Here is a 25948-nt window from a genome sequence, read left to right on the forward strand (position 1 = left end):
TGGGGTGAGGGGAGAATTCTTTATTTTTTCCCCCCCCCTCCCTTTATGGGAGAGGGGGGTTAGGGGGGTGAGGGTGAGAATCTTTGCAAAAAGGGGATACTCCCGGGATAGGGTGGGGTCCCTACATCACCGGCACACACAACCCCTTGAGCGCGCGCCCACGCTCATCCTGACTCAGCCCCTTGCACTGCAGCAACACCCCAAAACCCCCCAGCCCCATCGGATTCACCAGCTGGTGCAGGGCGTCTCGCCGGCGCAGCAGCTCGCCCAGATTTTGCGGTTGCGCAGCCGTTACCGCCGCAATCCGCTCCCCCAACCCCAGCGCCATCAAAAACAGCTCCTGCTTAGTAAACCCCACCGGCTCCAGCCCGCACAGCTCGCCGTGACGCTGCAGCGCCGTAAAATCGACATGAGCCGTAATATCCTGCCGCCCAACACAGATATAAGGATCGTTGTGGTGACTGTGCCGATAGTAGCACTGTAACGTACCCCCGCGCCGGCGCGGGCTGTAATAGCGCTCCGCCGAATAGCCGTAATCCACAGTCAGCACATACCCCCGCCGCAGCCGGCTCGCCACCGCACCCAGCCACTCCAGCGCCGCCAGATTCACCTCTGTGCGGTAGCCATCCTCATACGCAGCGCCCGCAAACTCAATCCCCACCAATTTAAAATACTCAGCAATTGCCGGTGTCGAAACCTCCCCCATCACCTCCGCAAACAAACACTCCCTCTCACCCCCCCTCCCCGCATGCGAGGAGGCGGTTGGGGTGCCGGGTTCTTCATCCGGCGAACAGGAATTCCCAGCAGCAACAGTCACATAAACTTCCCGCAACTGCCCATCTTCAATCGCAATCTGGTGCACCGGCAAAGCATCCACCAGCTCATTAGAAAACAGACAGCCCGTCACCGAATCCGCCGGAATCTCCTCCCAAGCGCACCAGCGAATATTCCCACCGGCACTTGACAGACGCGCCAAAATCTGCCTTTGCTCCGCAATCAGAGCCGGTGCCCTCTCAACAATAATATACTCCAAAACATTGAAAAAGTCAAAATAGTGCCGGTGGAGATACCGCAGCACATCGGCAGCCAGAAGACCCTGTCCCGCGCCCATTTCCACAAGCTGAAAGGGTGCCGGTCGCCCCAGAACCTCCCACATTTCCACAAACTGCTCAGCCAGCAACTCCCCAAAATCAGCCCCCAAGTGAGGGGAAGTAAAAAAATCGCCCCGCACCCCGATATTGACCTGATTCGTAGCGTAGTAGCCCTGCTGCCGGTGATACAGCGCCAAATCCATATACTCAGCAAACGTAATGCGCCGGTGGGGACTCTCAGCAATGCGCTGGCAGATTATATCACAAAGTACCGGATTAGACTCAACCAACAATAATTCTTGCATAAAATATTCACCCCAAATCCTAATATAGCAATCCCCTTCCAGCCTCAGGCGGGGAACGCCCTTCTGGAGGCTCTGCCTCCTTTCAAGACACAAGCAGCATTATTAGCCTAACAGCTTATCGCTTAATTGACGGGAGAGAAGCCGGCGGAGCCAACTTTCAGGGGAAGAAACCCTCGCATATTTTGACAGCCTCGATCTACTCTTAGCCCGCGCAGGCGGGCTTTGTTTGTATAGCCGCGATTTCCAATCGCCTGGAAACTAGCAAATCGCCATAAAACTATTAAAAAATATGACGCGATTTCCAATCGCCTGGAAACTAGCAAATCGCCATAAAACTCTCAAAAACTATGAGATAAGGGCACGGCACAGCCGCGCCCCTACAGTGTGCAAACAGACATTTACCTACCGGTTACCTACCGGTCAACAGAGCCCATGATCACATCAATGCTGCCCAGAATCGCCACAATATCCGCCACCTTCATCCCGCGAAGCAGCGGAGGCAAAACCTGCAGGTTGTTGAAATCAGCAGCGCGAATCTTCCAGCGCCAGGGGAACACACTGTCATCCCCGATAATATAAATTCCCAGCTCGCCCTTACCGCTTTCCACGCGGACATAGTGCTCGCCCTTGGGAATCTTAAACGTCGGAGCGATTTTCTTGCCGATGAACTGGTAGTCAAAGCTGTTCCACTCAGACTTCGGACCGGCAGCCATCCGCTTCGCTTCCAGGTTCTCGTAGGGACCCCCCGGCAAACCCTTCAAAGCTTGGCGGAGAATCTTCACCGACTCGCGCATTTCCTGTATCCGCACCACATAGCGGGCGAAGCAATCGCCGCCGGTATCCCAGGCAACTTCCCAGTCGAAGTCGTCGTAGCACTCGTAGTGGTCAACCTTGCGCAAGTCCCACTTGACGCCAGACGCGCGCAGCATCGGACCGGTCAAACCCCAGTTAATCGCATCCTCGCGGCTGATGAAGCCGATCCCCTCCACCCGCCGGCGGAAAATCGGGTTGTCGGTAATCAAGCGCTCGTACTCGTCAATCTTGGGGTCCATGTAGTCGCAGAAGTCATAGCACTTGTCCACCCAGCCGTAGGGCAGATCCGCCGCCACCCCGCCAATGCGGAAATAGTTGTTGTTCACCATCCGGTAGCCGGTTGCCGCTTCCCAGAGGTCGTAAATCAGCTCCCGCTCCCGGAAAATGTAGAAAAACGGCGTTTGAGCGCCAACGTCAGCCAAAAACGGGCCAAGCCAGAGCAAGTGGTTGGCGAGCCGGTTCAGCTCCAGCATAATAACGCGGATATAGCTGGCGCGTTTGGGAACAGCAATGTCAGCCAGTTTCTCCGGCGCATTCACCGTCACCGCCTCATTGAACATCCCCGCCGCATAGTCCCACCGGCTGACATAGGGGACATACATAATATTGGTGCGGTTCTCGGCGATTTTTTCCATCCCCCGGTGCAAGTAGCCAATCACCGGCTCGCAGTCCACCACATTCTCCCCATCCAGGGTGACAATCAAGCGCAGCACCCCGTGCATGGAAGGGTGGTGGGGTCCCATGTTGAGGATCATGGGTTCCGTTCTCGTTTCAATCCGTGGCATCGCTCCGCATTCTCCCCTATCTAGACATTTCGCCGCACTCCCACTGCCGCCTGAGGGCCACAAGAGGGCCCGCAGCGTCGCATTGCCGGCGGTCAACCCCTCTGTTGTCGCCCCCTCCCCGCGCGCGGCGAGGGGGTTGGGTGCCGGGTTCCCAGCAGCAAAGAGTTTTCATCCTCCTGGTGCGACGCCGGACTGGCGCGTGCAGCTTTACCAGTTAATGTTGATTTTTATTGCACTCACCTCATTATATTGGCTGAAGCCCCAGGGCTTAGGCCAAAATTGGTAAAAGCGATCGGAAAGATTCACAAGAGCTGGGTATTCCCAGCAGAGGATGCGTCTTATGGCCGTAACCCAACAGCAGTTTGATGCCCGAATCCAGCGCTTGGAGAGTGTGGCCCGCCGGCAGCCCGGGCGCTACAAGCTTCGCGTTGGGCTTCTGGCTTTACTGGGCTACGCCTACATCTTCTGCGTGCTGGCAGGACTGCTGGCCATCTTGGCCCTGCTGGTGCTGGCCGTCTTGTGGACCGACAGGATCAACTTCTATATGGTAAAGTTGGGCATACTGATACTTGTGCCGGTCTTCATCATCCTCAAATCCCTGTGGGTGACATTTCGCCCACCCACCGGACTGGAAGTGCACCGGCATCAAGTCCCCCGCCTGTTTCAACTGATTGACAAACTGACAAAAGCCCTGGACGCACCGCGATTTCACCGCATCCTGCTCACCGATGACTTCAATGCCGGTGTTTTCCAGCGCCCCCGTTTGGGCGTCTTTGGGTGGCAGCAAAACTAGCAGCTTCTGGGACTGCCGCTGATGTAAGCCCTCTCGCCGGCACAGCTGAGCGCCGTCCTCGCCCACGAGTTGGGGCACCTGTCTGGCAGCCACAGTCGCTTCAATGCCTGGAACTATCGCCTCTTTTAACTGGGACTTTCTGGCAGCGAGACGATTTACTCTTGGCTGAAGTTCCCAACTGGAGAGATCGAAAATTAAGCGGGCAGTGTGCAGTAAAGAATTGTGCTATAATGTTGAAATCGAAACATGACAGTTAGTTTGCGCGCGGTGTTTTGCAAATTAATTGCTCAAAATACAGCTTTTGCACACGGGAGTTAGCTGTGCCAGAAACTGTCTGGGTATCCGCAGGTGAGAGAGGCTTACTTGGCGCAAAAGGTGGTAAAATACTTTCCCGAACAGCGTTTCTATGTGCTGGGCGTAACGGTTCGCCGGACTTGGTATAAATTGGCGGTGTCTGACGGAGACGCGAAACTGCTGAACAAGCTGGCCTCGGAATTGAAGTGGCCCGAAAAGGTTGATATGTTGATTGTCAGCCCAGTGAGCGATGAGAGCGGGTACAGTAATAAAATAGGAAAAAAACTGCGCAAAATAGAGGGAGCGGCGATTTATAAATACTGAAGGATTGAAGATGGGGGCGGGAGAGCAAACACCGCTGGAGACAGAAACACCGGCACAGATTGTCAATGCCGGCTTCGCTCACGTGCCGGTGCTCAGCCGGGAACTGATAGAGGGGCTGGCCATTATACCGGGGGGCCACTATCTGGACGCGACGGTGGGGGGTGGCGGGCACAGCCGGTTAATTCTGGAAGCTGCGCCGGATGTGCGGGTGACGGCGATTGACCGGGACGGTCAGGCGCTGGACGCCGCGAGAGCTGAGCTGGCGGAGTTTGGGGAGCGGGTGCGATTTTGGCGGGGGAATTTTGCCGAGTTCGAGACAGATGGGATTCTATTTGAGGGAATAGTCGCGGATTTGGGGGTGAGTTCCGCCCAACTGGACACGCCGGAACGGGGGTTTAGCTTCCGGCACGAAGCGCCGCTGGACATGCGGATGGACTGCCGGCAGTCCCTGACAGCAGCCGAAGTGGTCAATCAGTGGGGCGAAAGGGAGCTGGCGGAGATATTTTACACTTATGGGGAGGAGCGGCTGTCGCGGCGGATAGCGCGGCAGATCGTGGGGATGCGCCCGTTCCAGACAGCGGCGGAACTGGCAGGGGCAATTGCCGAGTGCGTGCCGGCCAAATACCGGCATGGTAGAATCCACCCAGCCACAAGGGTGTTTCAAGCCTTGAGGATAGCGGTCAATCAAGAGCTGGCATCGCTGGAAAGTTTTCTCAACCGTGCGCCGGGATGGCTGAAACCGGGTGGTAGAATGGGTGTCATCAGTTTTCACAGCTTGGAAGACCGGCTGGTGAAGCACCGGCTGCGGGAAAATCCCCTGTTGCGGGTGCTGACAAAAAAGCCGGTGCTGCCGCAAGCGGACGAGCAGGCCAAAAATCCCCGCTCTCGCTCCGCCAAGCTGAGACTTGCGGAACGCTTGAACTCGTGATACAGACATGTTGGGGTGAAACCGAAAAGTCGCAAAGGGACAGAGGTGCGGGCGCTGGCGCTCGGCTGAAACTCCCTGAGCCCAGATCAGCCGCTCGGCGTCAGCCTGTTATAGCCAGCCCAATTTGGGGTATTTTATTTTAGTGAAACCATCTCGCCTAAAAATATACCAGTCGTGTCCCAAAAATTGTTTGCCCCAGACCAGTTATACCGATGCTGTTGGCGGTATCTTTAGGTGGCGAGTTGATGCATTAGCCGGGAAGTGGAGTCTTGCATGAGTCAAGGAAATCGGAGCAAACTCAAACTCTTGGTAGTTGATGACGAGGCAGACAACCTAGACTTGCTGTACCGGACGTTTCGGCGAGATTTTCAAGTCTACAGAGCCGACAGTGCCTTTAGCGCTCTAGAACTGCTCGAACAGCACGGAGAGATGGCTGTCATTATCTCTGACCAGCGGATGCCAGAAATGAATGGCACCGAGTTTTTGGGCAAAACGGTAGAGCGTTTCGCCGATACAATTCGCATCTTACTGACCGGCTACACGGATGTAGAGGACCTGGTGGAGGCAATTAACTCCGGCCAAGTATTTAAATACATCACCAAGCCGTGGCAGCCAGATGAACTGAAAGGGATAGTTCAGCAAGCCTCTGAAACCTACAAAGTCATAAAACAGCGAACCAATGAACTGCGGCGAGCCCTGCGACGAGAATTACTGTTCAACGAGGTGATGAGTGCCATCCGGGGATCGCTGGACTACCGCAGCATGCTGCCCACCATTGTCGAGACAGTGGGGCGGTCTTTTGGTGCCAGCAGCGGCGTCCTGCGTCCGGTAGAGGCGGATCGCTTGATGCCAGACGCCTTCTCCTACCTGGCGGACAGCGCCCAAGCGCCCCAAAATCACGACCCCCTGATCAAAGCCGTCTTGGAAACCAGGCAAACGCAAGTCCTGTCGGAAGACAGCAACGGCAGCAACCTGACTCGACTGATTGTGCCGCTGATCTATCAGAAGGATTTTCTGGCGGTGCTGTCGCTGTACCAGAACGGCAATTCCTCCCCGTGGTCATCGGAAGATATCCAGCTGATCGAAGGCGTAGCAGAGCAAGCCGCCCTCGCCCTCTCCCAAGCTAAACTCTACCAGCGCACCCAAGAGCAAGCCCAGCAGATGCGGGCGGAACTGGAGGTGGCCCGCCAAATCCAAACCAACCTGCTGCGCCAAAGCTGGCCAGAACTGGAAAATGCCAAGGTGCAAGCCTGTTGCTATCCGGCGCGAGAGGTGGGGGGGGACTTTTTTGAGGTGTATGTCCACTCTCAAGGAGACCTTTGGATAGCAGTAGGGGATGTTTCCGGTAAGGGAGTTCCAGCCGCCCTGTTTATGGCCAGCGCCATGTCGGTAATGCGCCGGGAACTGTCTCAGGATAATAGTCCAGAACCCGAACAGGTGATGAAGAATTTGAACGTCGGTCTGTCGGATGACCTGATTAGCAATAACTGCTTCATTACAATGGTTTTGGCTCGCTACACGCCGGCAACCGGACAGCTCGCCTACGCGAATGCCGGCCACATTTACCCCCTGATCTGGTCGCAGGCGGGGCTGGCTGCAGGCAAAGCAGTAGAGCCGAATTTCCTGAAAATTCGCGGTATTCCTTTGGGAATTCTGCCGGTGTGGAAAGGCAAAGCGGGGAGCGTCGATTTGAAGCCAGGGGACGTATTTCTGCTGACCAGTGATGGCATCACCGAAGCCACCGTCACGCAAAATGACTCCACCGGCACCGCAGCAAGCGCGATGCTGCAACAGTCAGGTCTTTGGGAATTGCTGCAGGTGCAGCCCGCCCCCCTAGATTTGAATGATTTACTGGCTCGCATCCGCGAACGCGGGGTGCAGCAGGAAGATGACCAAACAATCCTTTCTCTGGAGGTTCTGTAAGCAATGAGAACTGAGCTGCATGTGCCAAGCGATTTGAGGTTTTTGACCATTGTCGAAAATTGGCTGCTGGGCAGTTTAGAAGTTGAAGTGGGCAATTATGTGGACTGGCCTCGCCAGTCGAATCGCTTGCGTTTGGTGCTTGCGGAAGCCTACTCGAATGTGGTCCGTCACGCCCACAGGGACAAACCCAACCTGCCGGTGCTGATTCGCTTGGAACTGAAAGACCGGGACATTGCCCTGGAAGTTTGGGACCACGGTCAGGGATATGACCTCTCGACTTATATGGCACCGGTGCCAGAAAATATGCCAGACGGAGGCTATGGCTGGCTGATCATGAACCGGCTGATGGACAGGGTGGAATACTGCCTGCAAATCGACGGGCGCAACTGTCTGAAGTTGGAAACGAGTCTGCCAGAGTTGAAAAAAGTTTAGTGGCTTGCTGGCTGCAGCCGGCAATGGGCCGGTACTTTGTTGAGATGGCATCTGAACTGTTCTATCCAGCGCCCGATCTCTTTTCTGACACGCCACCAGCGCTTTCTGCCAAAAGCCAGCTGGAAGCTTTTTGCAGGAGCTAGCTGGGTTCCAGGTGGCGCGGCGGTTGAATTGAAATTCATCGGGGTGTTCTTATATTAGCGGTGTTCTCTCCCTGGAAACTTGACACAGTGAGTTAATGAGCCTTCGCAAGGGAGTGGCAATGCGATCTTTGGGATGTAGGATTAGGGTGTTAGATGCTAGCTCGGTCGCTGCCCCTGTCTGGTATGAAATATAACCTTTTAAGGTTTTATAGCCGCAGTCATATTGGGCACGGACATTAATGGTATGGTGCGTGGAGCATGGCGCACGCCCGCATGGCGCATCATAGAAGAATCACAGCTTTTGCCCCACTCCCGCCGATGCCAGCCCAATGCCCCACTCCCGCCGCAATGCTCATGTCCTAAACTGACTGCCTGCTGCTATAAAATATCCGCAGGCTGAAGCCGGATTGGACTTCAGCCTGCTGGTGTTTTTCAAAAAAGCTATTTGACTGCAGGCTTGTTTTGATTCAGCCGGCTGGCTTGGTTTGCGGGGCTCCTCCGCCATTTGTAACGTTTTGTCACAAGGTATCCCGAAAATTTACAGAGCGGGGTGCTGCTCCTCTAAAATAATTTAACCGGCAGCGTCTGCGGCACGATCGGGCTGAGATTTTTTGCGATCTTGACGCCATTCACTTGAGATAGGGGACAGCCCCAATGACCGGCTCTCACCAGAGAGAGTGTTTGCATTCCAAACGTGAGGGCAGCCAGAAACTGAGTTTCTCACCCCCTGCGGACTTGACAGTGACTTGACAAACACGCTTTTAATGCCTGTGAGAACACTAACCAGCAGCGATCGAGTCAAACAAAAAGCCCTAGAGCTGGGATTCCACAAAGTCGGAATTGCCCCTGTTGAGGGGGATGCCGGCTCGCAGGAGGCGCTGCGCCTCCAGGCGTGGTTGGCCAAAGGCTACGGTGCGGATATGGATTGGATGGCGAACCCCAAGCGTCAGGATATCCGCCAGGTGATGCCAGAGGTGCGCTCAGTTCTTTGTGTGGCGCTCAACTATTACACGCCGCACCGGCGTCCCGAAGGTCGGGAATATGGTAAAATTTCCCGTTATGGCTGGGGAAGAGATTACCACAGGGTGCTGGGTAAAAAACTCAAGGCGCTCTCCAGTTGGCTGCAAGAGCAAGGCGAAGGCATTCAAGCTCGCTACTATGCCGACACCGGACCAGTTCAGGATAAAGTCTGGGCGCAGCGTGCCGGTATTGGCTGGATTGCCAAAAATGGTAATCTAATTGTGCGGGAGTTCGGTTCTTGGGTGTTTTTGGGGGAAGTCCTGACCAACTTGGAGCTGGCACCAGATCGCCCTCACACAGAACACTGCGGCACCTGCACGAGGTGCGTGGAAGCCTGTCCCACCGGCGCGATTGTCCAGCCCTTTGTAGTGGACGCCAACCGGTGCATCGCTTACCACACCATCGAGAATCGGGCGGAAAAATTGCCAGATGGCATCGCGCCGCACTTGCAGGGATGGATTGCCGGTTGCGATATCTGCCAGGATGTCTGCCCTTGGAACCAGCGCTTCGCCAAAGAAACCGACTGCGGCGAATTTCAGCCTTACCCCGGCAATGTGGCTCCCAAACTCACAGAACTCGCGGAACTGTCGGATGAAGAGTGGGACCGGCGCTTCCAGGCGTCGGCGCTGCGGCGGATTAAACCGCAGATGCTGCGGCGCAATGCCAGGGCGAATCAGGTTAACCCCTAGCAATGAACCCAGAAATATGAGCCGCTGATTGTTAAGTTTTAAATTCCAGAAGCGCGAGCTGTCGCATTTCTAGATTTTCCTGCCGGTGTGAGCCGCTCTCAAAACCGATTGGCGTTGCAGACCTACCCCGCCCAACTATGACTGTAAAAGTAATTCTTTTTGATTTTGATGGTACGGTGGCGGATACCCTAGACACACTCGTAGGTATTACGAATCGTCTGGCTGGAGAGTTTGGCTATGAGCCAACTACGAAAGAAGAGGTTGAGACGTTCAAAAATTTAAGCTCCAGACAGGTCATAAAACAGTCGCGCGTCTCCATCTTTAAGCTCCCCTTTCTGATTCGCAAAGTCAAAAAGCAGTTGAGCGTTGATCTGCCGAAAGTGGCTGAATTTTCCGGAATGAAAGAAGCTATTTTTCAGCTGGAAAGTCAGGGTTTACGGCTGGGTATCGTTACGTCAAACTCTGCGGAGAACGTCAAACTATTTTTAAAAGCGAAAGGTCTGCTAGATTGCTTTACCTGGATTCAATCCGAAGCGGCGATTTTTGGGAAAAGCCAAGTGCTTAAGAGATTCATGCGGGCGAATAGTTTGCAGCCAGAAGAGGTGATTTATGTGGGGGATGAAACGCGAGATATAGAGGCGGCCCAAAAAAGTAATATCAAGGGAGTTGCAGTGAGTTGGGGGTTTAATACAAGACAAGTGCTGGAAGAGTGCCGCCCAGATTTTTTGATTGACTCTCCCGGGGAACTGATTGATGTGATAAGAAGCTTGCAGCCAGGAAATTCCTAATGAAAGTCAGGTGGGGCCGGCAGCCTGTATAGCAGCAGTCATATTGGTGAGAACAATAGAAGCTTCGGGAGCTCTGGAGCAAGGGAGGCCGGAATGTAGGTTTCCTAAATGCTTACTGCTCTATAGACGTATGTACGGCGTCCGCCGAGCCTGAAGGTTTAATGTTCTCACCTAAATGCATACTGCTATAACTAGCAATATTCACTTAGGTTAGGACACGCTCGCCGGAATGAGCGACTATCCTAGGAAGTCCTGACGTAGGGCAGGCGCTCCCTCCGTGCCCTAACCTAAGTAGCTAGTGCGATATTTCGGAATGTAGCTGAAAAGGCTTTACTGCCAGGGGGGTCAATCCAAAATCCAAAATCCTTGCATCCAAAATTGGCAGGCTAAGGTAAAAAAATAGAGACAGGCTCACTGAGCCGGCGGTCCCAAGTCCAGAGCTTTGCGCAGGATCTCGTCAGAGACTGTGGCGGCGGGTGCCGGTGGGATAAGGTCCTGCGCCATTGAGCGGAAATCATCTGGATTTCCTGTTGGCTGAGTGTTCAGTTTTTTCGCTTCAGGTTGGGGCAGCTCAAATTGCGGTGCTGTCGCAGCAGCCGCCGCTTCAGCATCCAGTCCCGTGCTGTATGCCTTTGAGGCTTGGTAGTCAGCTGCTACATCAATCTCCGGTGCGGGCACAATACCGGCAGAGATGTCCTCGGTGAGCTGTTTGGCGTCGTAGGATGGATTGGCAGGGGTGATGGCTTCAGACATGGGAAACTCCTGTTGCGCTAGTCGTTGAATTTGATGTTCAATTCTTGATAGGGATTTATAGAAAAGAACTGGGCGCTATCTGCAGGGATAGCGCATTCCCAGATACAAACTGTTTGTCACCTGAGTTAAAATCACGATAGCAGAGCGCTCCCGACAGATTTGTCCATCTGGGGGCAGATTCGCAACTCTGCCCTAAGTGGGGCTGCAGCCGGCACTTGCGCCGGCGGTGAGGGGGGAGCCGGTTTCGGCAGCCGGCATGTAAGATAAAAGTACCCGGCAGCAAAACAGCCAAAAAACAGTTTCAGGTGCGTCCCCCCGCCCGGCTGCTGGGGGCCCGCTTTGCTGAGAGGGTCCCGGAGGGCGGAAGCGTCAGGAGAGAGAGACACAGCCACCGTGAGGACTAGCCAGGGGCTGAGATTTTTGTCACCATTGAACTGAGATGGTCTAAGCTAGCGGAAAACCCTTTGCATTTTTTCATACCCCCTACTGTGCCCAAGCGTATTCGTTTCGCAAGTCTGTTAATCGCTCTCGGTTTAGGGAGTGTCGCCCAGCCGGCTTTTGGACAGGCATTCCTGTCCCGCACCATGCAACTGGACTCTGCCGTGATGGAGAGAACGGGGATGAGTATCGCAGGGGAAGCGGAGCAGCTGGCGCGATTCAGGCAATATGAACTGGCTTTGCCCAGAGCCGAGCTGGCCACCCAGCTAGCACCGAAAAGCTATCAAACCTGGGCGATTCTCGGCAGTTTGTACCTTCAAACCGATGAGTTGGAGAAAGGAGTTAAAGCCCTGCAGCAAGCTCGCTCCCTCAATCCTGAGAGTGCGGCGATTTTGTTTGCCCTGGGAGCGGCGCGCTTTCAGCAGGAGAACTACGCGGCGGCGGTTGAGGAGCTCTCTGCCGGCTTGAAATTAAAACCAAATGTGCCCGGAGCCCTGTTCGATCTGGGCAATGCCTACTACAAGCTCAATCAGTTTGAGGAGGCGCTCGCTCAGTATGAAAAAGCCTTCGCTCAGGAGAAGAACTTCTGGCCAGCGATTAACAACATTGGGCTGGTCAAATACGAGAGGGGGGATATCGAAGCGGCGATGGAGCAGTGGCGAGCCGCGTTGGCCATTGACGGCAAAGCAGCCGAGCCGAAACTGGCGCTGGCGGTCGCGCTCTACAGCAAAGGCGAGCGGGAGCAGGGCTTAGCGATGGGAGAAGCGGCGCTGAAGCTGGACATTCGCTACGCAGATTTAGAGTTTCTCAAAGAAAATCTCTGGGGGGCTCGCTTGCTCGCAGACACGCAAAAGTTCCTGCAAACGCCGCGCATCCAAGCCACCCTGGCGCAAAACCGCGACCCGTCGCAGCCAGAAAAGCCCTCCCCGTAGGGATTGGAGATTTTAGATTTTGGATTTTGGACCGTCTCTAAAATCTAAAATCTAAAATCCACGCACCGTGAGGCCGGCCTAGTCCTTTGGCAGGAGAGACTTAATCCGATCGACAAACTCCTGGTGATCGACCACGGGTTTGGAGATATAGCCGTTAGCACCGCTCTGTTCGAGAAATTGTTCGCGGTCGCCGGACATGGCGTGGGCCGTAACCAGGATAATCGGGAGGTCAGCCGTTTCGGGGTCAGCCTTGAGCATCTGAGTGATCTTGATGCCGTCAACCGCCTTACCGTTGTAAACGCTGCGAGCCAGAGACACATCCATCAGAATAATGTCGGCTTCCCTAGCTTTGGCGATTTGCATCACCTCTTCCACATTTTCGGTATGCTTGACAGCTAAGCCACCGCGTTTGGTGAGGATTTTAGAAAAAACCCGAGCGTTGACCAAATCGTCCTCGACAATCAGAACGGTTCTCATGGCGCTTTCCTTTTGGGTTGCTTGAGAGGGTGCAGTGACAGTCATACTTGCGGTTTGAGACACTGAGTAGAGGCACATACTAAACCTAACCCCCTTTCCCCCTTCCTTACAAGAGAAAGGGGAGTGAGGCGAGAGGGCGCGCCCAAGCCCACCGGCCTCGGGAGCGGGAGGCAGCAGGGGGACGGGGGGGGGGAGGTTCGGTTTAGTTGAAGTCACCGACTTGCGGTCAGAAGTGAAAACTGTCCTGACGAGTGCTACTTGCTATCCTACGCATCATTGCCCAAAAATGCAGGACACTGTAAGAAGTTGGGAATAAAGGAACGGAACTCATGGCCAAACAGTTGAACTTGCTCTCGACAGGTCAGGTGATCGGCACCGCCCTGCACACAGAGATGCAACAGTCCTATCTTGAATATGCCATGAGTGTGATCGTCGGGCGGGCATTGCCAGACGTCCGCGATGGCTTGAAACCCGTCCACCGGCGCATTCTGTACGCCATGCACGAACTGGGCCTGACCCCAGACCGGCCCTACCGCAAGTGCGCCCGCGTCGTGGGGGACGTGCTGGGAAAATACCACCCGCACGGGGACCAAGCGGTTTATGACGCTCTGGTGCGCATGGTGCAGGACTTCTCCAGCCGCTATCCCCTGCTGGCGGGTCACGGGAACTTCGGCTCCGTGGACAATGACCCGCCGGCAGCGATGCGCTACACCGAAACTCGCTTGGCACCGATTGGCCATGAGGCGCTGCTCAGTGAAATTGACGCCGCGACAGTTGACTTCACCGGCAATTTCGACAACTCCCAGCAAGAGCCGGTGGTACTCCCGGCGCAGGTGCCGGTGCTGCTACTCAACGGCAGTTCCGGGATTGCGGTGGGGATGGCGACCAATATCCCCCCCCACAACCTGGGCGAAATTGTCGATGGCTTAATCGCTCTGACAGACCACCCGGACTTGCCAGACGAGAAGCTGTTCGAGCTGATTCCGGGTCCAGATTTCCCCACCGGCGGCGAAATTGTCGATACGGAAGGGATTCGCACCGCTTACACGACCGGTCGCGGCAGTATACCGGTGCGGGGGATCACCAAGGTCGAAGAAGTCCAGACGGGCAAAGGGCGTCACCGGCGCAACGCCATTGTGGTCACGGAGCTCCCCTATCAGGTCAACAAGGCGGCTTGGATTGAAAAGATGGCGGAGCTGGTCAACCAGGGGCGGATTGAAGGCATTGCGGACATTCGGGACGAGAGCGATCGCGAAGGAATGCGCGTGGTGATTGAACTCAAGCGGGAGACAGATCCAGCAAATGTCCTGCAGCAGCTCTACCAGCACACAGCGCTGCAAAGCTCTTTTGGGGCGATCCTGCTGGCCCTGGTGAACAACCAGCCGCGCCAGATGACACTGCGAGAGCTGCTGCAGCACTTTTTGAGCTTCCGCGAGCAGACGCTCACCCGACGGTACACTCACGAATTAAATCAGACGGAAAACCGGCTTCACATTGTCGAGGGTTTGCTGAGCGCTCTGGGCAACCTCGACGCTGTGATTGAAATTCTCAGGAATGCGCCGGATGGCAGCAGCGCCAAGACAGAGCTGGAAAGCCGGCTGTCTTTGAGCGACCGGCAAGCGGACGCAATTTTGGCCATGCCGCTGCGCCGCCTCACGGGGCTAGAAAGGCAAAATTTGCAGACAGAGCGCGATGAGCTGACAAACCACCGCCAGGAGCTGCAGCGGCTGCTTTCCGACCGGCGGGAGCTGCTCAAAGCTTTGAAAAAAGACTTGCGCTCCCTCAAAAAGAAGTACGGCGATCCGCGCCGCACCCGCATTAACCCCACTGCGCCCGCCGAGGGGGGGGGGGAGCCGGTTGCGCCCGCCGTCACAACCCCGGTTCCAGAGGTGCGTGCGAAAAAGGCTGAACGGCCAGCCCCTCCCGCCAAACCCGTCTCGCCCTCTCCCCCGCCCCCGCCCCCGCCCCCGCCCCCGCCCCCACTTGCCGACGAGGAGGTGGTTCTGGAATTCACCCACAGGGGCTATGTGCGCCGGCTGTCCAAAAACGCCCTGCCGGCAGCTCAGGAGCAGAAAGCGGAAAGCCCAGCTGTGGCCAATGACTGGGTGACTAAAACCCTGGAGGCCAAGACCAACCAGATGCTGCTGGTGCTGGCTAGCAACGGCATGGGTTACGGGATTAAGGTTCGCGAGATTCCGCCGGCAGCCAGCGGGTACGCCCAGGGCGTGCCGGTGGTGAATTTCCTCCCAACCCCCGGCCAAGGGGATGCCCCCTCAATTGTTGCCCAATATGTCCTGCCGGAATCTCTTGACAGCAAGACCCTGGTTGTGCTAACGCAGCGGGCGCGGATTAAGCGCGTGCCGCTGGACGAGTTCGCTCATCTGACCTCCCGAGGTCTGGTAGTTGTGAAGCTGAAAGAAGACGATGCCCTGCTGTTCGCTGATTTCATCAGTCTGGGGGAAGAAGCGGTCTTGGCCACTTGTGGCGGGCGGCTGTTGCGCTTTCAGGTAACAGAGGAGCAGGTGCCGGTGATGGGTCGCGGCGCGCAGGGCAACAGGGCGCTGTGGCTCAGCAGACAGGAGAAGCTGGTCGGCTGTGCGGTGGTCAGCCCCGGGCGCGAGCTGCTGCTGGTTTCCCAGCTGGGCTACGGGAAACGGCTATCTTCCGATATCCTGCGACAGGCTCGTCTGGGGGACATTGGCACTCAGGCGCTGCAGTTTGTGGATCGGACGGACCTGCTCGCTGGCATGGTGCCGGTGAGCGAGCCCTCTGAAGTGGTGCTGGCGACTTCTGCTGACAGGTTAGTCAGGCTGCCGGTAGATCGAGTGCCGCTGACCGAAAAAAATGGTACGGGCGAGCGGGTGCCGGTGCTCCAACCGGATGAGCGGGTGGTTTCCCTGGTGCTTTGCTCGCAACAGTTGGAGGGATAAATTCTCCCCCACTGGCAAACCCCAATGGAAACCCCCTGATAGAAACCCCCAGATTGAAACCCGCAGATTGAAACCCCAGATTGAAACCCCCAGGTTGAAACCCCCAGGTTGAAACCCCCAGGTTGAAACCTGGGGCTATACACACAAAGCCCGCCTTCGCGGGCTTTTTTATAGTTTTATAGCACTAGGCACTGAGGGCACGGACGTAGGACAGGCGTTCCCTCCGCTCCCTGTCTCTACTAGCAAATGAGATCCCTTGTACTAAACTGACTGTGTATTGCTATAAATGGGTCGGAGGGAACGCCTGTCGCACTCCCACCGGCAGGCTTTTTAAAGTTTCCTCCAGCCGTCAGTGCAAGCCGGCGCAAGTGAAAGCAGCCCAGAAACAGAGCTGTGAAAAGGGCAATTCCTCTGGAGAAGTTTTAAGTTTGTCAATCTGATTCGTCACACCGGCATACTTGCGATATTCCCCATCCCATTTCAAATAGTCCTCCGAACCTTCCGGGAATTGCTTTCGCTTGCTTCTCGCTTCCTTTCGAGCCGAGCTTACTTGCTGAGAGATTTCTGCCAAATCCGCTTTCGTGAGTTCCCGCAGTTTGACTTGCGCTTTCCGCAAAGCTTCCGGGCGGCTGTTGCCTTCTTGCCGGTGTTTGTAATAAAATATAGAAAACAGCGCTGTTGCCAAGTCATCCACTGCCCAAAGTGTGCTGACCGCACTGCGGGCACCGGCACACAAAAAGCCGGTGGAGAGCGTCAAAATATCCTCCGTCAGTGGCGGCACACCCAAACCCGTCTCGCAGCAGGAGAGAAACACATCCGAGAGAGCCGGCAGACGCCATGCCGGTGTCATCAGCTGCCCCAAAGTTATACTGCCATCCCCTAATCTTAGCACAGATTCCAGAGGATTGTCAAGGCGAGATTGGGCGTGGTGACAGGAGTGAAGGACCTGGACTTGTTCAGCGAGCCGGCGGTAGTTGTCGCGGGTAGCTTGAGTTTTGCCTTTCAGCCGCCGGCTCTCAGGAATGCCGCACAGCTGGGCAATTTGTTCGCCTTCAAAGCCGGCACACGGGAGGTTGTCTTCCGCATCTTCCACCGTGCCATATTCTAGAGCGCTGAGTTGCGTCTCCACCTCGCCGCGATTGGCGCAAAATTCCAAAATTTGACAGCTGGGGGTGTAGCGGATGAGGAATTTGTCCCCCAGATATTTCGCGCTCGCCCCCAACTGCGAATCCGAGGTGGGAGAGGGGGGAACCGGCAAAGCGGCGAAAGGAATTAGATACAGCAAGTGGTGAGGCACAATAATGAGTTCTTCAATGCCGGCTAGATGTTCGGCAATCAGCTTGTTAATTTCAAGCCGGTGAGCCAGTTCCGCTAAGAAAGGACTCATGCCGGTGCGCCACTGCTGTTGCCGGTCAGCTTTTTCAGCTTTGGTTTCACCCTCACAGGCTAAATAGGGCAACAGCCAATTTTCCCGTATCCAAGCCGGCAAAACTTTGATTCCTTGTCCGGGACAAATCTGCGCCGCAATCTGGTTTTGCCGCACCACAAAGATATACGTGTGGCTCTCGGTAGTGTAGAAACTGAGAATGGCAGTTGTAGGCTGAGAAATCAGCTGCTGTATGGCAAGCAAATTAGGAGCGTCTACCTTAATTTCACCGGCAAGTACGGGATCGAGGCGTCTGATCTGTTCCCAGATTTGCAGTTTTTGGGCTTCTAAAGCAGCGATAGTGTCGTTGCGGGCTTTTAGGGCGGCGCGGCTGAGCGTGCCCATCAGTTCGCGATTGCTGCCGGCATCCTTTTGAGAGTGCTGCCGGTCAATTTGCTGTTGCAAGCTGTCAAATTGCTGCAATAACTCCTTGACCTTTGGGGGAATTTCGCCCCCCGAGTAGAGATCATTACTCGCCATCAAGTCTACCAGGCGTTTGCAGCGGGAGCGCTCGACATATTCAAAAGCTTTGTCGAGTTTGCCGGTGTTGATGCAAGCTTGCACCATATTGTGATACACAGGAATAGCCTTTTCCATAATTTCCTGCCGGCGGGATTCAGAAGCTACCCAAGTGCGGCTGGTTTCCACAGCTTCAATAGCGAGGGCGTATGCTTCAATCGCTTCTGCCCACAGTTCAGCCCTGAATGCTGTATTGCCCATATTTTGTCCTGCTTTGAAGCAAGGTTCCGGATATGCTGTGGGGGTCGATATTTCTAGAGCCGCTCGATAATAAGTTAATGCCTCCGCTATCTGCCCTCGCTCTTGAGAAACATTGCCCAGATGCATTTGTGCCATTGCCCAATTTTCGGGAAAGGCATTGCGGGTGTAAACTTGCAAGGCAGCTTGAAAGGCGGCGCTCGCCTGGTCTATATTCTCCGACTTTTCACCCCGAATCCGGAAGAAGTAAGCATTCCCCAGATTCATTTGAACTCCAGCCCAATCACTGGGAAATTCCTGGAGGGTGTAAACTTCTAATGCAGCTTTGTTAGCCGCCAGTGCCAATTCTAGATTTTCGGCTCTGTCGCCCTCGATCCGGTGGCGGTAATCAACTGCCAAATTCATTTGGGTCATCGCCCATAATTTTGGACAGACATCTCGGGTGCGGACTTGCAAAGCGGCTTGGTGCGCGGCGATCGCTCGTTCTAAGTTTTCGGCTTTATCGCCCCAAATCCTGTAACGGTAAGCCAGCCCCAAATTATTTTTAATTTTGCCCCATCCTTCAGGGGAATCCTCATCCTCACGAGTGCAAACCTGTAACGCTTTTTCAAAGGCGTCAATGGCCACTTCCAAATTTTCAGCTCTGTCGCCTTTGATTCGCTGACCGTAGGCAATACCCAGCAAGTTTTGTATCTCCGCCCATAGTATCTCCGCCCAGAGTTCCGAATTGGCATCGCGATTCAAGACTTTCAAAGCAGTTTGACAGCAGGCGATAGTCTCTTCTATATTCTCAGCTACATTTCCGAGCGGACAATTGGTAATTATCTGACTGAAATTGTACAGAATAACTGCTTTTTGATCAGCTTCAGACTGCATATCTGTTGCCCAGTTACGAAACCGCTGAATAAAGTGAGTATCTCGCTCCAGGTATGCTTGTAGAATTGGGTGCGCTGATTCCGGGCTGTCATCGCTTCTGAGCATTGGCATGATTGCCTGAATAATGAAATTGCGACATTCTTGAGAAATTGCTGCAGGTGACTCCTTGCCGGTGTTGCCATGACGCCCAGAAGGTTGTTCCAATTTCAGCGTTACTGCCAAATTCGCAGCAATATGCATTAAAAAGTCAGCTAGCTCGCGTTCGCCATCCTCCTTTAGTAGCATTGCTACCTGTACCATAGTCTTGAGCAAGCCGGCATCAATCAGATGTTGCTTAGCCCTCAAAACCTTGAGTTCCTGGCCACTCCGACATTCGAGGAGCGCTTCGATCAGCTTGAAATACTCTTTTTGGCGTTTGCTGACCTTTTTGGGCTGTTTAGAATCGAATCCTTTTGCCATATAGACTGCTCCTGACAGTGCTGCCAAACCTGCAAAACTTTTTCGCGCCGGCAGACTCACCTAGCTGCAAAGCTTCCCAGTCCTATCTTTCAAACTTCCTGCAAATTATCCTAGCTTCTATTTTATCCAAACACTCACCTTATATCAACCCCATATCTCCCAACTTCTCCAGCAACTCTTCAGCCAAATCCAGCAACTGAATCTCATCCTCCCCCTCATCACTCGAATCGCGATTCATCCCCGCACCCCCAGCACTAACCCCACCGGCTAACAGATTCTTCACAGCAAAAATCCGCTCATCCTCTTCAGAAAGACTCAAGCATCTTTCCAAGTCAGCCGCAAGTTCTGAAATCGCGCGCCCTCCCAGCCTCTCCCGCACCTTTATCGCCACCGGCTCATCACTTTCCAGAAACGATTCTATCACAGAAACATCTCTCTGCGACAAATGCCTTATCGCCGCCAGAACATACTCCCGCAAACTCATCCCCTCAGCCTCAGCAAGGGCTCGCACTTCCACCGGCACATCCACCAGAACCCCCCCCTCACTATCGCTCACCTGATAGAGTTCATCCCCAGACTTTACCGCCACCAGCAAATCCGCCCCCAGCGCTTGCAAATAGCGCAGCACCGACTCGAACTCCCGATCTTTCAGCGCCGACTCCAACTTCGACACAGCAGCTTGCTGCACCCCCAACTTTTCCGCCAGCTGCGCCTGAGTCAGCCCGGCTTTTGTCCGCAACTCCCGCATCGCATCAGTCAAATACAGCCGCAGGTACTCCAGCTTTCCCTCCAGAATCACCTCCGGATCGTGACTCACTTTTGTGTTCAGCCACTCCTGAAAATTATACTTCTTCATCGCCCTTCCCTCTCCTTCAACTCCCGCAATCTCTGTCGAGCCGGTTCCTTATCACTGTCACGAATCCTACGGTCATATTTTTTCATAAAAGCGTGCAGCACCACAAAACGCTGCGGGAAAGCCGGTGTCAGGATAAACCGAGGATTGTGTTCGCTCTTCGTGAGGCGAAACTCATACAAATCATCCTCCAATTTCTCGAAATTATCACTCATCAGAGATGCCAACCCTTTCTCGCACAGACGGCGGAGATTGAACTGCAGCCTGTTGCTTTCCGATAGAGTCAGCACCGGCTGTGGCCCATCTGCCGGCAACTCAGCCGGTGGCATCAGCTCAACAAAATAAGCCAGCAGCGCCTTAGGGACTTCCCCACTCCCATCCTCATACAGCTCCCAAGTCCAAGTCACATCCTACCTCCCAGTCTAATATTCTTTTCAGGGAATGTCAAGGATTATATTCTTTTTAAGGAATGGCCGGCAGGGATGGCCCATCTCCTCTCTATTGAAATGCACCCAGCAGCCAGCGCTGGTGTCCGTGAGTGCCGGTGCCCTCCCCCTGTCCCGTCTTCTTCCTTGGCGTTCCCTCACGCCGGCACTCAGCAACACATCCGGGCTCAAGCTGTCCTGACCCAACCCACTGCCATTTCAGCAGCAGATCAGCACCCCCAAAGCAAGCCACCGCGCCACCCATCAGCCAGACTGCCCCCCAAACCGTTCCAGGAGTTCCTCGCGAGAAAGACTCAGCAGCAGTCGGGTTAACTCCTCTGCCGGCAACTGCAACAAAGGCGCAACTATCCCCGCCAGTTGGTCATCCAGAGAGCCAAATCGAACTCTCAGAAGGTTTTCAACCATCTCCCGCCGGTCTTCGAGCCGGCCTTCTTGTCGGCCTTCTTGTCGGCCTTCTTGCCGGCCTTCCTGTAAGGTTTCTTCCCGCCAACGCAGATAAGCCGGTGATAACTTCATAATCAACTCCCGATCCTCATTAGTTAAATTTTCACTTGTTTCTAGAGTCATGCGCCAATTAGAAAGCAGCTCTAGTAAACTGGTGCGTAACGGGTGCCCCTGTGGGAGTGCCGCTAGTTCATAGATAGCCGTTTCCTGAGTTTTATCCTTGCCCAGAACGCGCAGCCAGAGCGTCTCTTGAGTTCGCGGCAGTTGGTTAATCGCCACCAGCGCCGTCTTCTGGAACTCTGGCAGAAAATAAACGCCTGCGGGCCAGTTGCCAGACTCATCGAGTTTGGCCCCACATCCGTTCAGCAGTCTGGCGGAACAAGAAGGCGATAGAACCCACAACCTGGGCCAGTCTGTTTCGCTAAAGGGGCGCTGTTCGCGTCTGGCTCTCCGCCGCAGATCCCTGCGGACTTCATTCAACTTGCTTTGGCAATCTAGCACTTCCTCTGGCGTTGGGGGATTCCGGAACGGCTCGAACAGAGCGGCGGTTGCGGCCATTTGGCCCAGCAAACCAAGAAGCTGCGGGTCTGTTGCGGGTTGGGGTGCCGGCACAAACCAGACATCAATTTGGCGGACTTCCGGCGACACTTCGCGGCTAGTCTCTACTTGACCCAGAGGCGCTAACAGCTCCTCTAAATATTGTTTCGCAAACTGGTCGTGAGGCTGTCGCGTCATCTGTTGCTCCCCCAATGCCTGCCTACTTCTCTACTTTAATTCTCAACTCGCGCGGCTCGCGCCCCTCTCCCTCTCCCCTCTCTTCCTTGGCGTTCTCGGCGTCTACCCTGCGGGAAGCCGCTTCGCGTCTAAGGCGGTTCCACCCTCCCCCCAAATAAGGCACAATCAAAACAGACCCCACCGGCACCCAGCAACCCATCGTGGCCCAAGTCCTGCTCGAAAATATCTACAAAAGCTTCCCCAACCGCACCGGCACACCGGCACCCTCAGAAGATCCCTCCTCCCAAAAAGCCGGCGTCAACATCTTGCGGCGCATCAACCTCAGCGTCGAAGATGGCGAATTTATGGTATTGGTTGGCCCTTCTGGCTGCGGCAAAAGCACCTTGCTGCGCTTAATTGCCGGTTTGGAACAGCTCACCGCCGGCAACATCTGGGTGGGAGATCGCCTCGTCAACGATCTCCCCCCCAAAGCGCGAGACATCGCAATGGTGTTCCAGAATTATGCGCTCTACCCCCACATGAGCGTTTATGACAATATCGCCTTTGGACTGCGGCGCACCGGCATGTCCGCAGGGGACACAGAGAGCCGGTGGGTTTCGGACACCCTCGCCGCCATCACCCGCTCCCTCCCCAAAGGACTGCGCTACCTTTCGGAAGGAGAGAAAGCGATTGACGAGCGAGTGCGCACTGTCGCCGAGCTGCTGCAAATCGAATCATTGCTGAACCGGCTCCCCAAACAGCTCTCTGGCGGACAGAAGCAGCGCGTCGCCCTCGGGCGCGCTATCGCCCGCAACCCGCAAGTGTTTTTGATGGACGAGCCCCTGTCCAACCTGGACGCCAAACTGCGAGCGGAAACCCGGGCGCAAATTGTCAAGCTGCAGCGCCAGATCGGCACTACTACGATATATGTGACTCACGACCAAACGGAAGCGATGACGATGGGGGCTCGGATTGCGGTGATGAACTTGGGCCAAATCCAGCAAGTCGCCCCTCCCCTGGAACTCTACAATCGACCGGCAAACCGGTTTGTGGCGGAATTTATTGGATCGCCGCCGATGAATTTCCTGCCGGTGCAGGTGAAAGCCCCCCTGCAGATTGCCCACTCGCAGTTTCGCCTGACTCTGCCTGACCTGTGGGCCCGCGCCCTGGAAAATTACGATGGCCAGTGTGCGATCTTGGGGGTCCGCCCCGAACACTTGAGCGTCAGTCAGGCGGCGGTGAAAAACTTGCCGGTGCAGGTGGACTTGGTGGAAGCCCTCGGACACGAAACTTATTTATCGGTCAGCCTCGCCGGCAACAGCCCCACCCCATGCACCCTGCAGGTGCGAGTCGATCCAGACCGCGCGGTGCGCCCCGGCGAGCAACTCTGGCTGGCCATCCCACCCGACAAGATCCATCTCTTTGACCCAGAAACCGGCACCGCCATCTGGCCCTAGGGGCAGCGAAACAGCCCTTTTTATAACTTACGCCTGATTAGTTTGTCTTAAATAACACGGCTTACGGTCTGTTTCCCTTGCTTTGTAAAAGTAAAGCAATAAGACCGCTTTATTATTATTAGAATTATTCAAACGGATATCACCTCATGACCTGCTCTCGGAAGAGGAGAGGCGGCCAAAGGGTGATGTTCGGGTAGGGCCATTTTGTCCGCGCCGCCAACATGCCGGTGCAGATTGTTGCACTTTTGGCAAGTTATAGCTACATTAATTAACAGAAGTTAACAAAACGTTGCGCTAGGAGAGGGCTACCATGCAAAACGAAAACCGCAATGCTTGGCAGTGGGGCTTTACTGCCGGTGCCGAAAACTGGAACGGTCGTTTGGCCATGATAGGCTTTGCCACCGCCCTGATTGTGGAACTGGTGACGGGCAAGGGTGTGCTGCACTTCTGGGGCTTGATGTAATTGAGCTCTCAGTGCGGTGCCGGTGGGAACACGGATAATATCAAGTCCGCGCCGCACGCAACCGTTGGGGGGAGTGCCGAGACGGGATTAAGCGCGTTCATGCACTAGCCCCCAGTTTTTTTTGATTTGATAATTGCCAATTGCTAATTGCTAATTGCTTAGCAATTAGGGATTGGCAATTAGCGCTGCTAGCGGATGTATTCCTTGAGGATGCTGTTGCGATTGGGGTGGCGCAGTTTCCGCAGGGCCTTCGCCTCGATTTGGCGGATGCGCTCGCGGGTGACGTTAAATATCTGGCCAATTTCCTCTAGGGTTTTCATGCGCCCGTCATCAAGGCCGTAGCGCAGGCGCAAGACATCGCGCTCCCGGGGGCTGAGGGTGTCAAGGACGCTTTCCAAGTCCTCCCGGAGCAGATTTTTGGCGACCTGATCTTCTGGAGTCTCGCCGTCGGACTCAATAAAATCCCCCAGTCGGGAGTCTTCTTCTTTCCCGATGGGGGTTTCTAGAGATATGGGCAGCTGAGCGGATTTAGCGATGAAGCGCAGCTTCTCGATGGTCATTTCCATGCGAGTGGCGATTTCCTCTTCTGTGGGCTTGCGGCCCATTTCTTGAGAGAGGAGTTTAGTGGTCTTTTTGATCCGAGAGATGGTTTCGTAAAGGTGAACGGGGAGGCGGATAGTGCGGGACTGATCGGCGATCGCGCGAGTGATCGCCTGACGAATCCACCAAGTGGCGTAGGTGGAGAACTTGTAGCCCTTCTCGTGGTCAAACTTCTCCGCCGCCCGAATCAGACCGAGACTGCCCTCTTGAATCAGGTCTTGGAACGACAGCCCGCGATTCATATATTTCTTGGCGATCGAAACCACCAGCCGCAGGTTGGACTGCACCATCTTGTCCTTGGCCCGCCGGCCCAGGTGGAGGCGCTGGCGAAATGCCGGCAGGGGCATTTTAACAGCGTCAGCCCACTCCGCATCGCGCGGAGAGCGCTCTAGCTCGCTGCACAAGTTCTCTCGGATGCGCTCTAATTCCAGCAAATCGGCAATTTTCCGCGCCAGTTCAATCTCCTCGTCAGCGCGAAGCAGCCGAATCCGCCCTATTTCTTGCAGGTACAGGCGAATAGAATCTTCAGTATAGTGCTTCTTCTTAGCCTGGGCTTTCCGACGGCTGGAGCGAACCTTTCCAGACTTGCCGTCCTCCTCCTCAGGCGGAATGTCCAGAGATACCTCTAGGTCGCTGGAGTCGCTCAGCTCCATTTCTGTATCTTCCATTAACCGATCTAAATCGAGTTCGGGCTGGGGGATATCCAGCGCATTCCGATCGAGAGTTTCCAGTGTGTTGTTAGGCTGGGTCATGCCGCGTTCCTCATGCTCCTTCATGAATCAATCAATAACTGAATAGCGTGTTCGGTTGAGATCCAGACAGACTAGCCTGTTGCCAAGTTTTTCAAGCCACAAGTGGCTCGAACAACCGCTAGCTAGCTGACTGAAAGATACATCGCGCTCAGCGCCACCAAAAGGTTGGGGAGAAGCGCCACTGAATACGGCTATCTCGGATCTTGCGAAGACCTCTCCGATTGTAGCCTTTTTCACAAAAAAAGCACGCTGTTTGGTCGGCTTAACGATGGTGTCGGGAAGTCGCGCTTCTTCAGCTTTGTCCAGCTCTACCATGCGATCTTAGCTGCGTGCTTGAAAAGTCTACAAGATACTAGGAGATTTGACAGGCGCTACCCGGATATGACCTTCCGGGACAGCGGGTTCCATCCAATTCCAGGTAGTGAGTTGGAACATGAGCGTTTCGTTTTTGCCAGCTGAGTTGCAGCTCCAAGCGAGAATCATTGACGCACCCATATTTACCCTTTGTCCTTGAATTGCCTGGGCAATTCGCAAGCGAGTCGGTGCCGGTTGTGCCGGCTGTTGAGTGGTGAGTTGGGGGCTGCGCTGTGCCGGTGGCACCTCCCTCAGATTGGAGGCGCGATCGTCGCAGCCCGGGCGGAACGATAAGATGGAAGCCCGCAAGTCGGGCGTTGCCGAATCCTCAGGATTGCGCCTTCCGTTACAGCAGAGAAGCCGTTCTCTGACGAGCCACGCGCTAAGTGCCGGCGCTCCCAAACGGTACCGGTCGGCACCCCCCTTTGAGTCCTCAAGGCTGAAAGCTACATTCTGTTAAATACTACTTAAGTTTGTAACAAAATCCATCGGGAGAAATACCCGAACTCCATGCAGCTATTCTAGTCAA

At 55.0% G+C, this 25948-nt stretch carries 26 protein-coding genes; 13 read left to right on the forward strand and 13 right to left on the reverse strand.

The window, feature by feature from the left end; translation table 11 throughout:
• Window positions 1-121: 121 nt before the first annotated feature.
• Window positions 122-1396: a class I SAM-dependent methyltransferase gene (locus tag OSC10802_RS0136090; protein ID WP_017721619.1), complete on the reverse strand. Its 1275-nt coding sequence runs from the start codon at window positions 1394-1396 to the stop codon at window positions 122-124.
• A 413-nt stretch (window positions 1397-1809) separates the two neighbouring features.
• Window positions 1810-2994 (reverse strand): NAD(P)H-quinone oxidoreductase subunit H, encoded by a 1185-nt coding sequence (locus tag OSC10802_RS0136095; RefSeq protein WP_026099105.1) that lies wholly within the window; start codon window positions 2992-2994, stop codon window positions 1810-1812.
• A 340-nt stretch (window positions 2995-3334) separates the two neighbouring features.
• Between OSC10802_RS0136095 and OSC10802_RS0136100 the strand changes: the two genes are divergently transcribed.
• The 7 genes from OSC10802_RS0136100 to OSC10802_RS52250 all read left to right on the forward strand — a co-directional run bounded on the left by OSC10802_RS0136100 (window position 3335) and on the right by OSC10802_RS52250 (window position 7831).
• Window positions 3335-3787, forward strand: a complete 453-nt coding sequence (locus tag OSC10802_RS0136100; RefSeq protein ID WP_017721622.1) for a M48 family metalloprotease — start codon at window positions 3335-3337, stop codon at window positions 3785-3787.
• A 45-nt stretch (window positions 3788-3832) separates the two neighbouring features.
• Window positions 3833-3916, forward strand: coding sequence for a M48 family metalloprotease (locus OSC10802_RS56890; protein ID WP_071593430.1), 84 nt, complete (start codon window positions 3833-3835; stop codon window positions 3914-3916).
• Between the two features lie 219 nt (window positions 3917-4135).
• Complete coding sequence (locus OSC10802_RS0136105) at window positions 4136-4405, forward strand: hypothetical protein (RefSeq protein ID WP_017721623.1); 270 nt, start codon at window positions 4136-4138, stop codon at window positions 4403-4405.
• A 10-nt stretch (window positions 4406-4415) separates the two neighbouring features.
• Window positions 4416-5333, forward strand: a complete 918-nt coding sequence (gene rsmH / locus OSC10802_RS0136110; protein WP_017721624.1) for a 16S rRNA (cytosine(1402)-N(4))-methyltransferase RsmH — start codon at window positions 4416-4418, stop codon at window positions 5331-5333.
• A gap of 273 nt (window positions 5334-5606) precedes the next feature.
• A complete protein-coding gene (locus OSC10802_RS0136115; RefSeq protein WP_017721625.1) occupies window positions 5607-7256 on the forward strand; it encodes a SpoIIE family protein phosphatase in 1650 nt (549 codons plus the stop codon).
• A 3-nt stretch (window positions 7257-7259) separates the two neighbouring features.
• Window positions 7260-7688 (forward strand): ATP-binding protein, encoded by a 429-nt coding sequence (locus tag OSC10802_RS0136120; RefSeq protein WP_017721626.1) that lies wholly within the window; start codon window positions 7260-7262, stop codon window positions 7686-7688.
• The gene (locus tag OSC10802_RS52250; RefSeq protein ID WP_017721627.1) at window positions 7688-7831 is read left to right on the forward strand and encodes a hypothetical protein; all 144 of its coding nucleotides are present in this window, start codon (window positions 7688-7690) and stop codon (window positions 7829-7831) included. Before OSC10802_RS0136120 ends, OSC10802_RS52250 begins: the two co-directional genes overlap by 1 nt.
• Window positions 7832-8392: 561 nt before the next feature.
• On the opposite strand, the gene OSC10802_RS56070 is transcribed toward OSC10802_RS52250, so the two are convergent.
• Window positions 8393-8518 (reverse strand): hypothetical protein, encoded by a 126-nt coding sequence (locus OSC10802_RS56070; RefSeq protein WP_017721629.1) that lies wholly within the window; start codon window positions 8516-8518, stop codon window positions 8393-8395.
• A 77-nt stretch (window positions 8519-8595) separates the two neighbouring features.
• Between OSC10802_RS56070 and queG the strand changes: the two genes are divergently transcribed.
• Both queG and OSC10802_RS0136145 read left to right on the forward strand, forming a co-directional pair.
• Entirely contained in the window at window positions 8596-9540 is a 945-nt protein-coding gene (gene queG, locus OSC10802_RS0136140; protein WP_017721630.1) for a tRNA epoxyqueuosine(34) reductase QueG, read from the forward strand.
• 137 nt (window positions 9541-9677) lie between these two features.
• Window positions 9678-10328, forward strand: coding sequence for an HAD-IA family hydrolase (locus OSC10802_RS0136145; protein ID WP_017721631.1), 651 nt, complete (start codon window positions 9678-9680; stop codon window positions 10326-10328).
• Window positions 10329-10739: 411 nt separating this feature from the next.
• Here OSC10802_RS0136145 and OSC10802_RS0136150 read toward each other — a convergent pair whose 3' ends face one another.
• The gene (locus OSC10802_RS0136150; RefSeq protein WP_017721632.1) at window positions 10740-11081 is read right to left on the reverse strand and encodes a hypothetical protein; all 342 of its coding nucleotides are present in this window, start codon (window positions 11079-11081) and stop codon (window positions 10740-10742) included.
• A gap of 488 nt (window positions 11082-11569) precedes the next feature.
• Here OSC10802_RS0136150 and OSC10802_RS0136160 point away from each other — a divergent pair, with 488 nt between their 5' ends.
• Window positions 11570-12451, forward strand: coding sequence for a tetratricopeptide repeat protein (locus OSC10802_RS0136160; protein WP_017721634.1), 882 nt, complete (start codon window positions 11570-11572; stop codon window positions 12449-12451).
• 78 nt (window positions 12452-12529) lie between these two features.
• Here OSC10802_RS0136160 and OSC10802_RS0136165 read toward each other — a convergent pair whose 3' ends face one another.
• The gene (locus OSC10802_RS0136165) at window positions 12530-12928 is read right to left on the reverse strand and encodes a response regulator (RefSeq protein WP_026099107.1); all 399 of its coding nucleotides are present in this window, start codon (window positions 12926-12928) and stop codon (window positions 12530-12532) included.
• 329 nt (window positions 12929-13257) lie between these two features.
• Between OSC10802_RS0136165 and OSC10802_RS0136170 the strand changes: the two genes are divergently transcribed.
• Window positions 13258-15858: a DNA gyrase/topoisomerase IV subunit A gene (locus OSC10802_RS0136170; RefSeq protein ID WP_017721636.1), complete on the forward strand. Its 2601-nt coding sequence runs from the start codon at window positions 13258-13260 to the stop codon at window positions 15856-15858.
• 349 nt (window positions 15859-16207) lie between these two features.
• Here OSC10802_RS0136170 and OSC10802_RS0136175 read toward each other — a convergent pair whose 3' ends face one another.
• The 5 genes from OSC10802_RS0136175 to OSC10802_RS0136195 form a co-directional block, all read right to left on the reverse strand.
• Window positions 16208-19336: a CHAT domain-containing protein gene (locus OSC10802_RS0136175; protein WP_155969199.1), complete on the reverse strand. Its 3129-nt coding sequence runs from the start codon at window positions 19334-19336 to the stop codon at window positions 16208-16210.
• A 139-nt stretch (window positions 19337-19475) separates the two neighbouring features.
• Window positions 19476-20192, reverse strand: a complete 717-nt coding sequence (locus OSC10802_RS0136180) for a helix-turn-helix domain-containing protein (protein WP_017721638.1) — start codon at window positions 20190-20192, stop codon at window positions 19476-19478.
• Window positions 20189-20596, reverse strand: a complete 408-nt coding sequence (locus tag OSC10802_RS0136185; RefSeq protein WP_017721639.1) for a type II toxin-antitoxin system RelE/ParE family toxin — start codon at window positions 20594-20596, stop codon at window positions 20189-20191. Before OSC10802_RS0136185 ends, OSC10802_RS0136180 begins: the two co-directional genes overlap by 4 nt.
• Before the next feature lie 91 nt (window positions 20597-20687).
• Entirely contained in the window at window positions 20688-20879 is a 192-nt protein-coding gene (locus OSC10802_RS0136190) for a hypothetical protein (protein ID WP_017721640.1), read from the reverse strand.
• On the reverse strand, window positions 20879-21814 hold the full coding sequence (locus OSC10802_RS0136195; RefSeq protein ID WP_017721641.1) for an RpnC/YadD family protein: 936 nt from the start codon (window positions 21812-21814) through the stop codon (window positions 20879-20881). The genes OSC10802_RS0136190 and OSC10802_RS0136195 overlap by 1 nt, the downstream gene beginning before the upstream one ends.
• A gap of 200 nt (window positions 21815-22014) precedes the next feature.
• Between OSC10802_RS0136195 and OSC10802_RS0136205 the strand changes: the two genes are divergently transcribed.
• Complete coding sequence (locus OSC10802_RS0136205) at window positions 22015-23250, forward strand: ABC transporter ATP-binding protein (RefSeq protein WP_017721643.1); 1236 nt, start codon at window positions 22015-22017, stop codon at window positions 23248-23250.
• 310 nt (window positions 23251-23560) lie between these two features.
• Window positions 23561-23713 (forward strand): CAB/ELIP/HLIP family chlorophyll-binding protein, encoded by a 153-nt coding sequence (locus OSC10802_RS43470; protein ID WP_017721644.1) that lies wholly within the window; start codon window positions 23561-23563, stop codon window positions 23711-23713.
• A 188-nt stretch (window positions 23714-23901) separates the two neighbouring features.
• Here OSC10802_RS43470 and rpoD read toward each other — a convergent pair whose 3' ends face one another.
• From rpoD to OSC10802_RS52255, 3 genes are read right to left on the reverse strand one after another with little or no spacing between them, the layout of a single operon-like run.
• The gene (gene rpoD / locus OSC10802_RS0136215; protein ID WP_026099108.1) at window positions 23902-25065 is read right to left on the reverse strand and encodes an RNA polymerase sigma factor RpoD; all 1164 of its coding nucleotides are present in this window, start codon (window positions 25063-25065) and stop codon (window positions 23902-23904) included.
• 27 nt (window positions 25066-25092) lie between these two features.
• Window positions 25093-25380, reverse strand: a complete 288-nt coding sequence (locus OSC10802_RS0136220; protein WP_017721646.1) for a hypothetical protein — start codon at window positions 25378-25380, stop codon at window positions 25093-25095.
• A gap of 27 nt (window positions 25381-25407) precedes the next feature.
• Window positions 25408-25821: a hypothetical protein gene (locus OSC10802_RS52255; protein ID WP_155969201.1), complete on the reverse strand. Its 414-nt coding sequence runs from the start codon at window positions 25819-25821 to the stop codon at window positions 25408-25410.
• Window positions 25822-25948 lie beyond the last annotated feature (127 nt).

This window comes from Kamptonema formosum PCC 10802 (genome assembly GCF_000332335.1).
Lineage (GTDB): Bacteria > Cyanobacteriota > Cyanobacteriia > Cyanobacteriales > Oscillatoriaceae > Oscillatoria.

Excerpts from the sequence above, each read along its gene's own strand:
- OSC10802_RS0136100 (WP_017721622.1), top strand. The coding sequence starts at position 3,335 with ATGGCCGTAACCCAACAGCAGTTTGATGCCCGAATCCAGCGCTTGGAG.
- rsmH (WP_017721624.1), top strand. The coding sequence starts at position 4,416 with ATGGGGGCGGGAGAGCAAACACCGCTGGAGACAGAAACACCGGCACAG.
- OSC10802_RS0136150 (WP_017721632.1), bottom strand. The coding sequence starts at position 11,081 with ATGTCTGAAGCCATCACCCCTGCCAATCCATCCTACGACGCCAAACAG.
- OSC10802_RS43470 (WP_017721644.1), top strand. The coding sequence starts at position 23,561 with ATGCAAAACGAAAACCGCAATGCTTGGCAGTGGGGCTTTACTGCCGGT.
- queG (WP_017721630.1), top strand. The coding sequence starts at position 8,596 with ATGCCTGTGAGAACACTAACCAGCAGCGATCGAGTCAAACAAAAAGCC.
- OSC10802_RS0136170 (WP_017721636.1), top strand. The coding sequence starts at position 13,258 with ATGGCCAAACAGTTGAACTTGCTCTCGACAGGTCAGGTGATCGGCACC.
- rpoD (WP_026099108.1), bottom strand. The coding sequence starts at position 25,065 with ATGACCCAGCCTAACAACACACTGGAAACTCTCGATCGGAATGCGCTG.
- OSC10802_RS0136115 (WP_017721625.1), top strand. The coding sequence starts at position 5,607 with ATGAGTCAAGGAAATCGGAGCAAACTCAAACTCTTGGTAGTTGATGAC.
- OSC10802_RS0136180 (WP_017721638.1), bottom strand. The coding sequence starts at position 20,192 with ATGAAGAAGTATAATTTTCAGGAGTGGCTGAACACAAAAGTGAGTCAC.
- OSC10802_RS0136175 (WP_155969199.1), bottom strand. The coding sequence starts at position 19,336 with ATGGCAAAAGGATTCGATTCTAAACAGCCCAAAAAGGTCAGCAAACGC.
- OSC10802_RS0136220 (WP_017721646.1), bottom strand. The coding sequence starts at position 25,380 with ATGGTAGAGCTGGACAAAGCTGAAGAAGCGCGACTTCCCGACACCATC.
- OSC10802_RS0136120 (WP_017721626.1), top strand. The coding sequence starts at position 7,260 with ATGAGAACTGAGCTGCATGTGCCAAGCGATTTGAGGTTTTTGACCATT.
- OSC10802_RS0136165 (WP_026099107.1), bottom strand. The coding sequence starts at position 12,928 with ATGAGAACCGTTCTGATTGTCGAGGACGATTTGGTCAACGCTCGGGTT.
- OSC10802_RS0136145 (WP_017721631.1), top strand. The coding sequence starts at position 9,678 with ATGACTGTAAAAGTAATTCTTTTTGATTTTGATGGTACGGTGGCGGAT.
- OSC10802_RS0136195 (WP_017721641.1), bottom strand. The coding sequence starts at position 21,814 with ATGACGCGACAGCCTCACGACCAGTTTGCGAAACAATATTTAGAGGAG.
- OSC10802_RS0136095 (WP_026099105.1), bottom strand. The coding sequence starts at position 2,994 with ATGCCACGGATTGAAACGAGAACGGAACCCATGATCCTCAACATGGGA.
- OSC10802_RS0136090 (WP_017721619.1), bottom strand. The coding sequence starts at position 1,396 with ATGCAAGAATTATTGTTGGTTGAGTCTAATCCGGTACTTTGTGATATA.
- OSC10802_RS0136190 (WP_017721640.1), bottom strand. The coding sequence starts at position 20,879 with ATGGGTGGCGCGGTGGCTTGCTTTGGGGGTGCTGATCTGCTGCTGAAA.
- OSC10802_RS56070 (WP_017721629.1), bottom strand. The coding sequence starts at position 8,518 with ATGCAAACACTCTCTCTGGTGAGAGCCGGTCATTGGGGCTGTCCCCTA.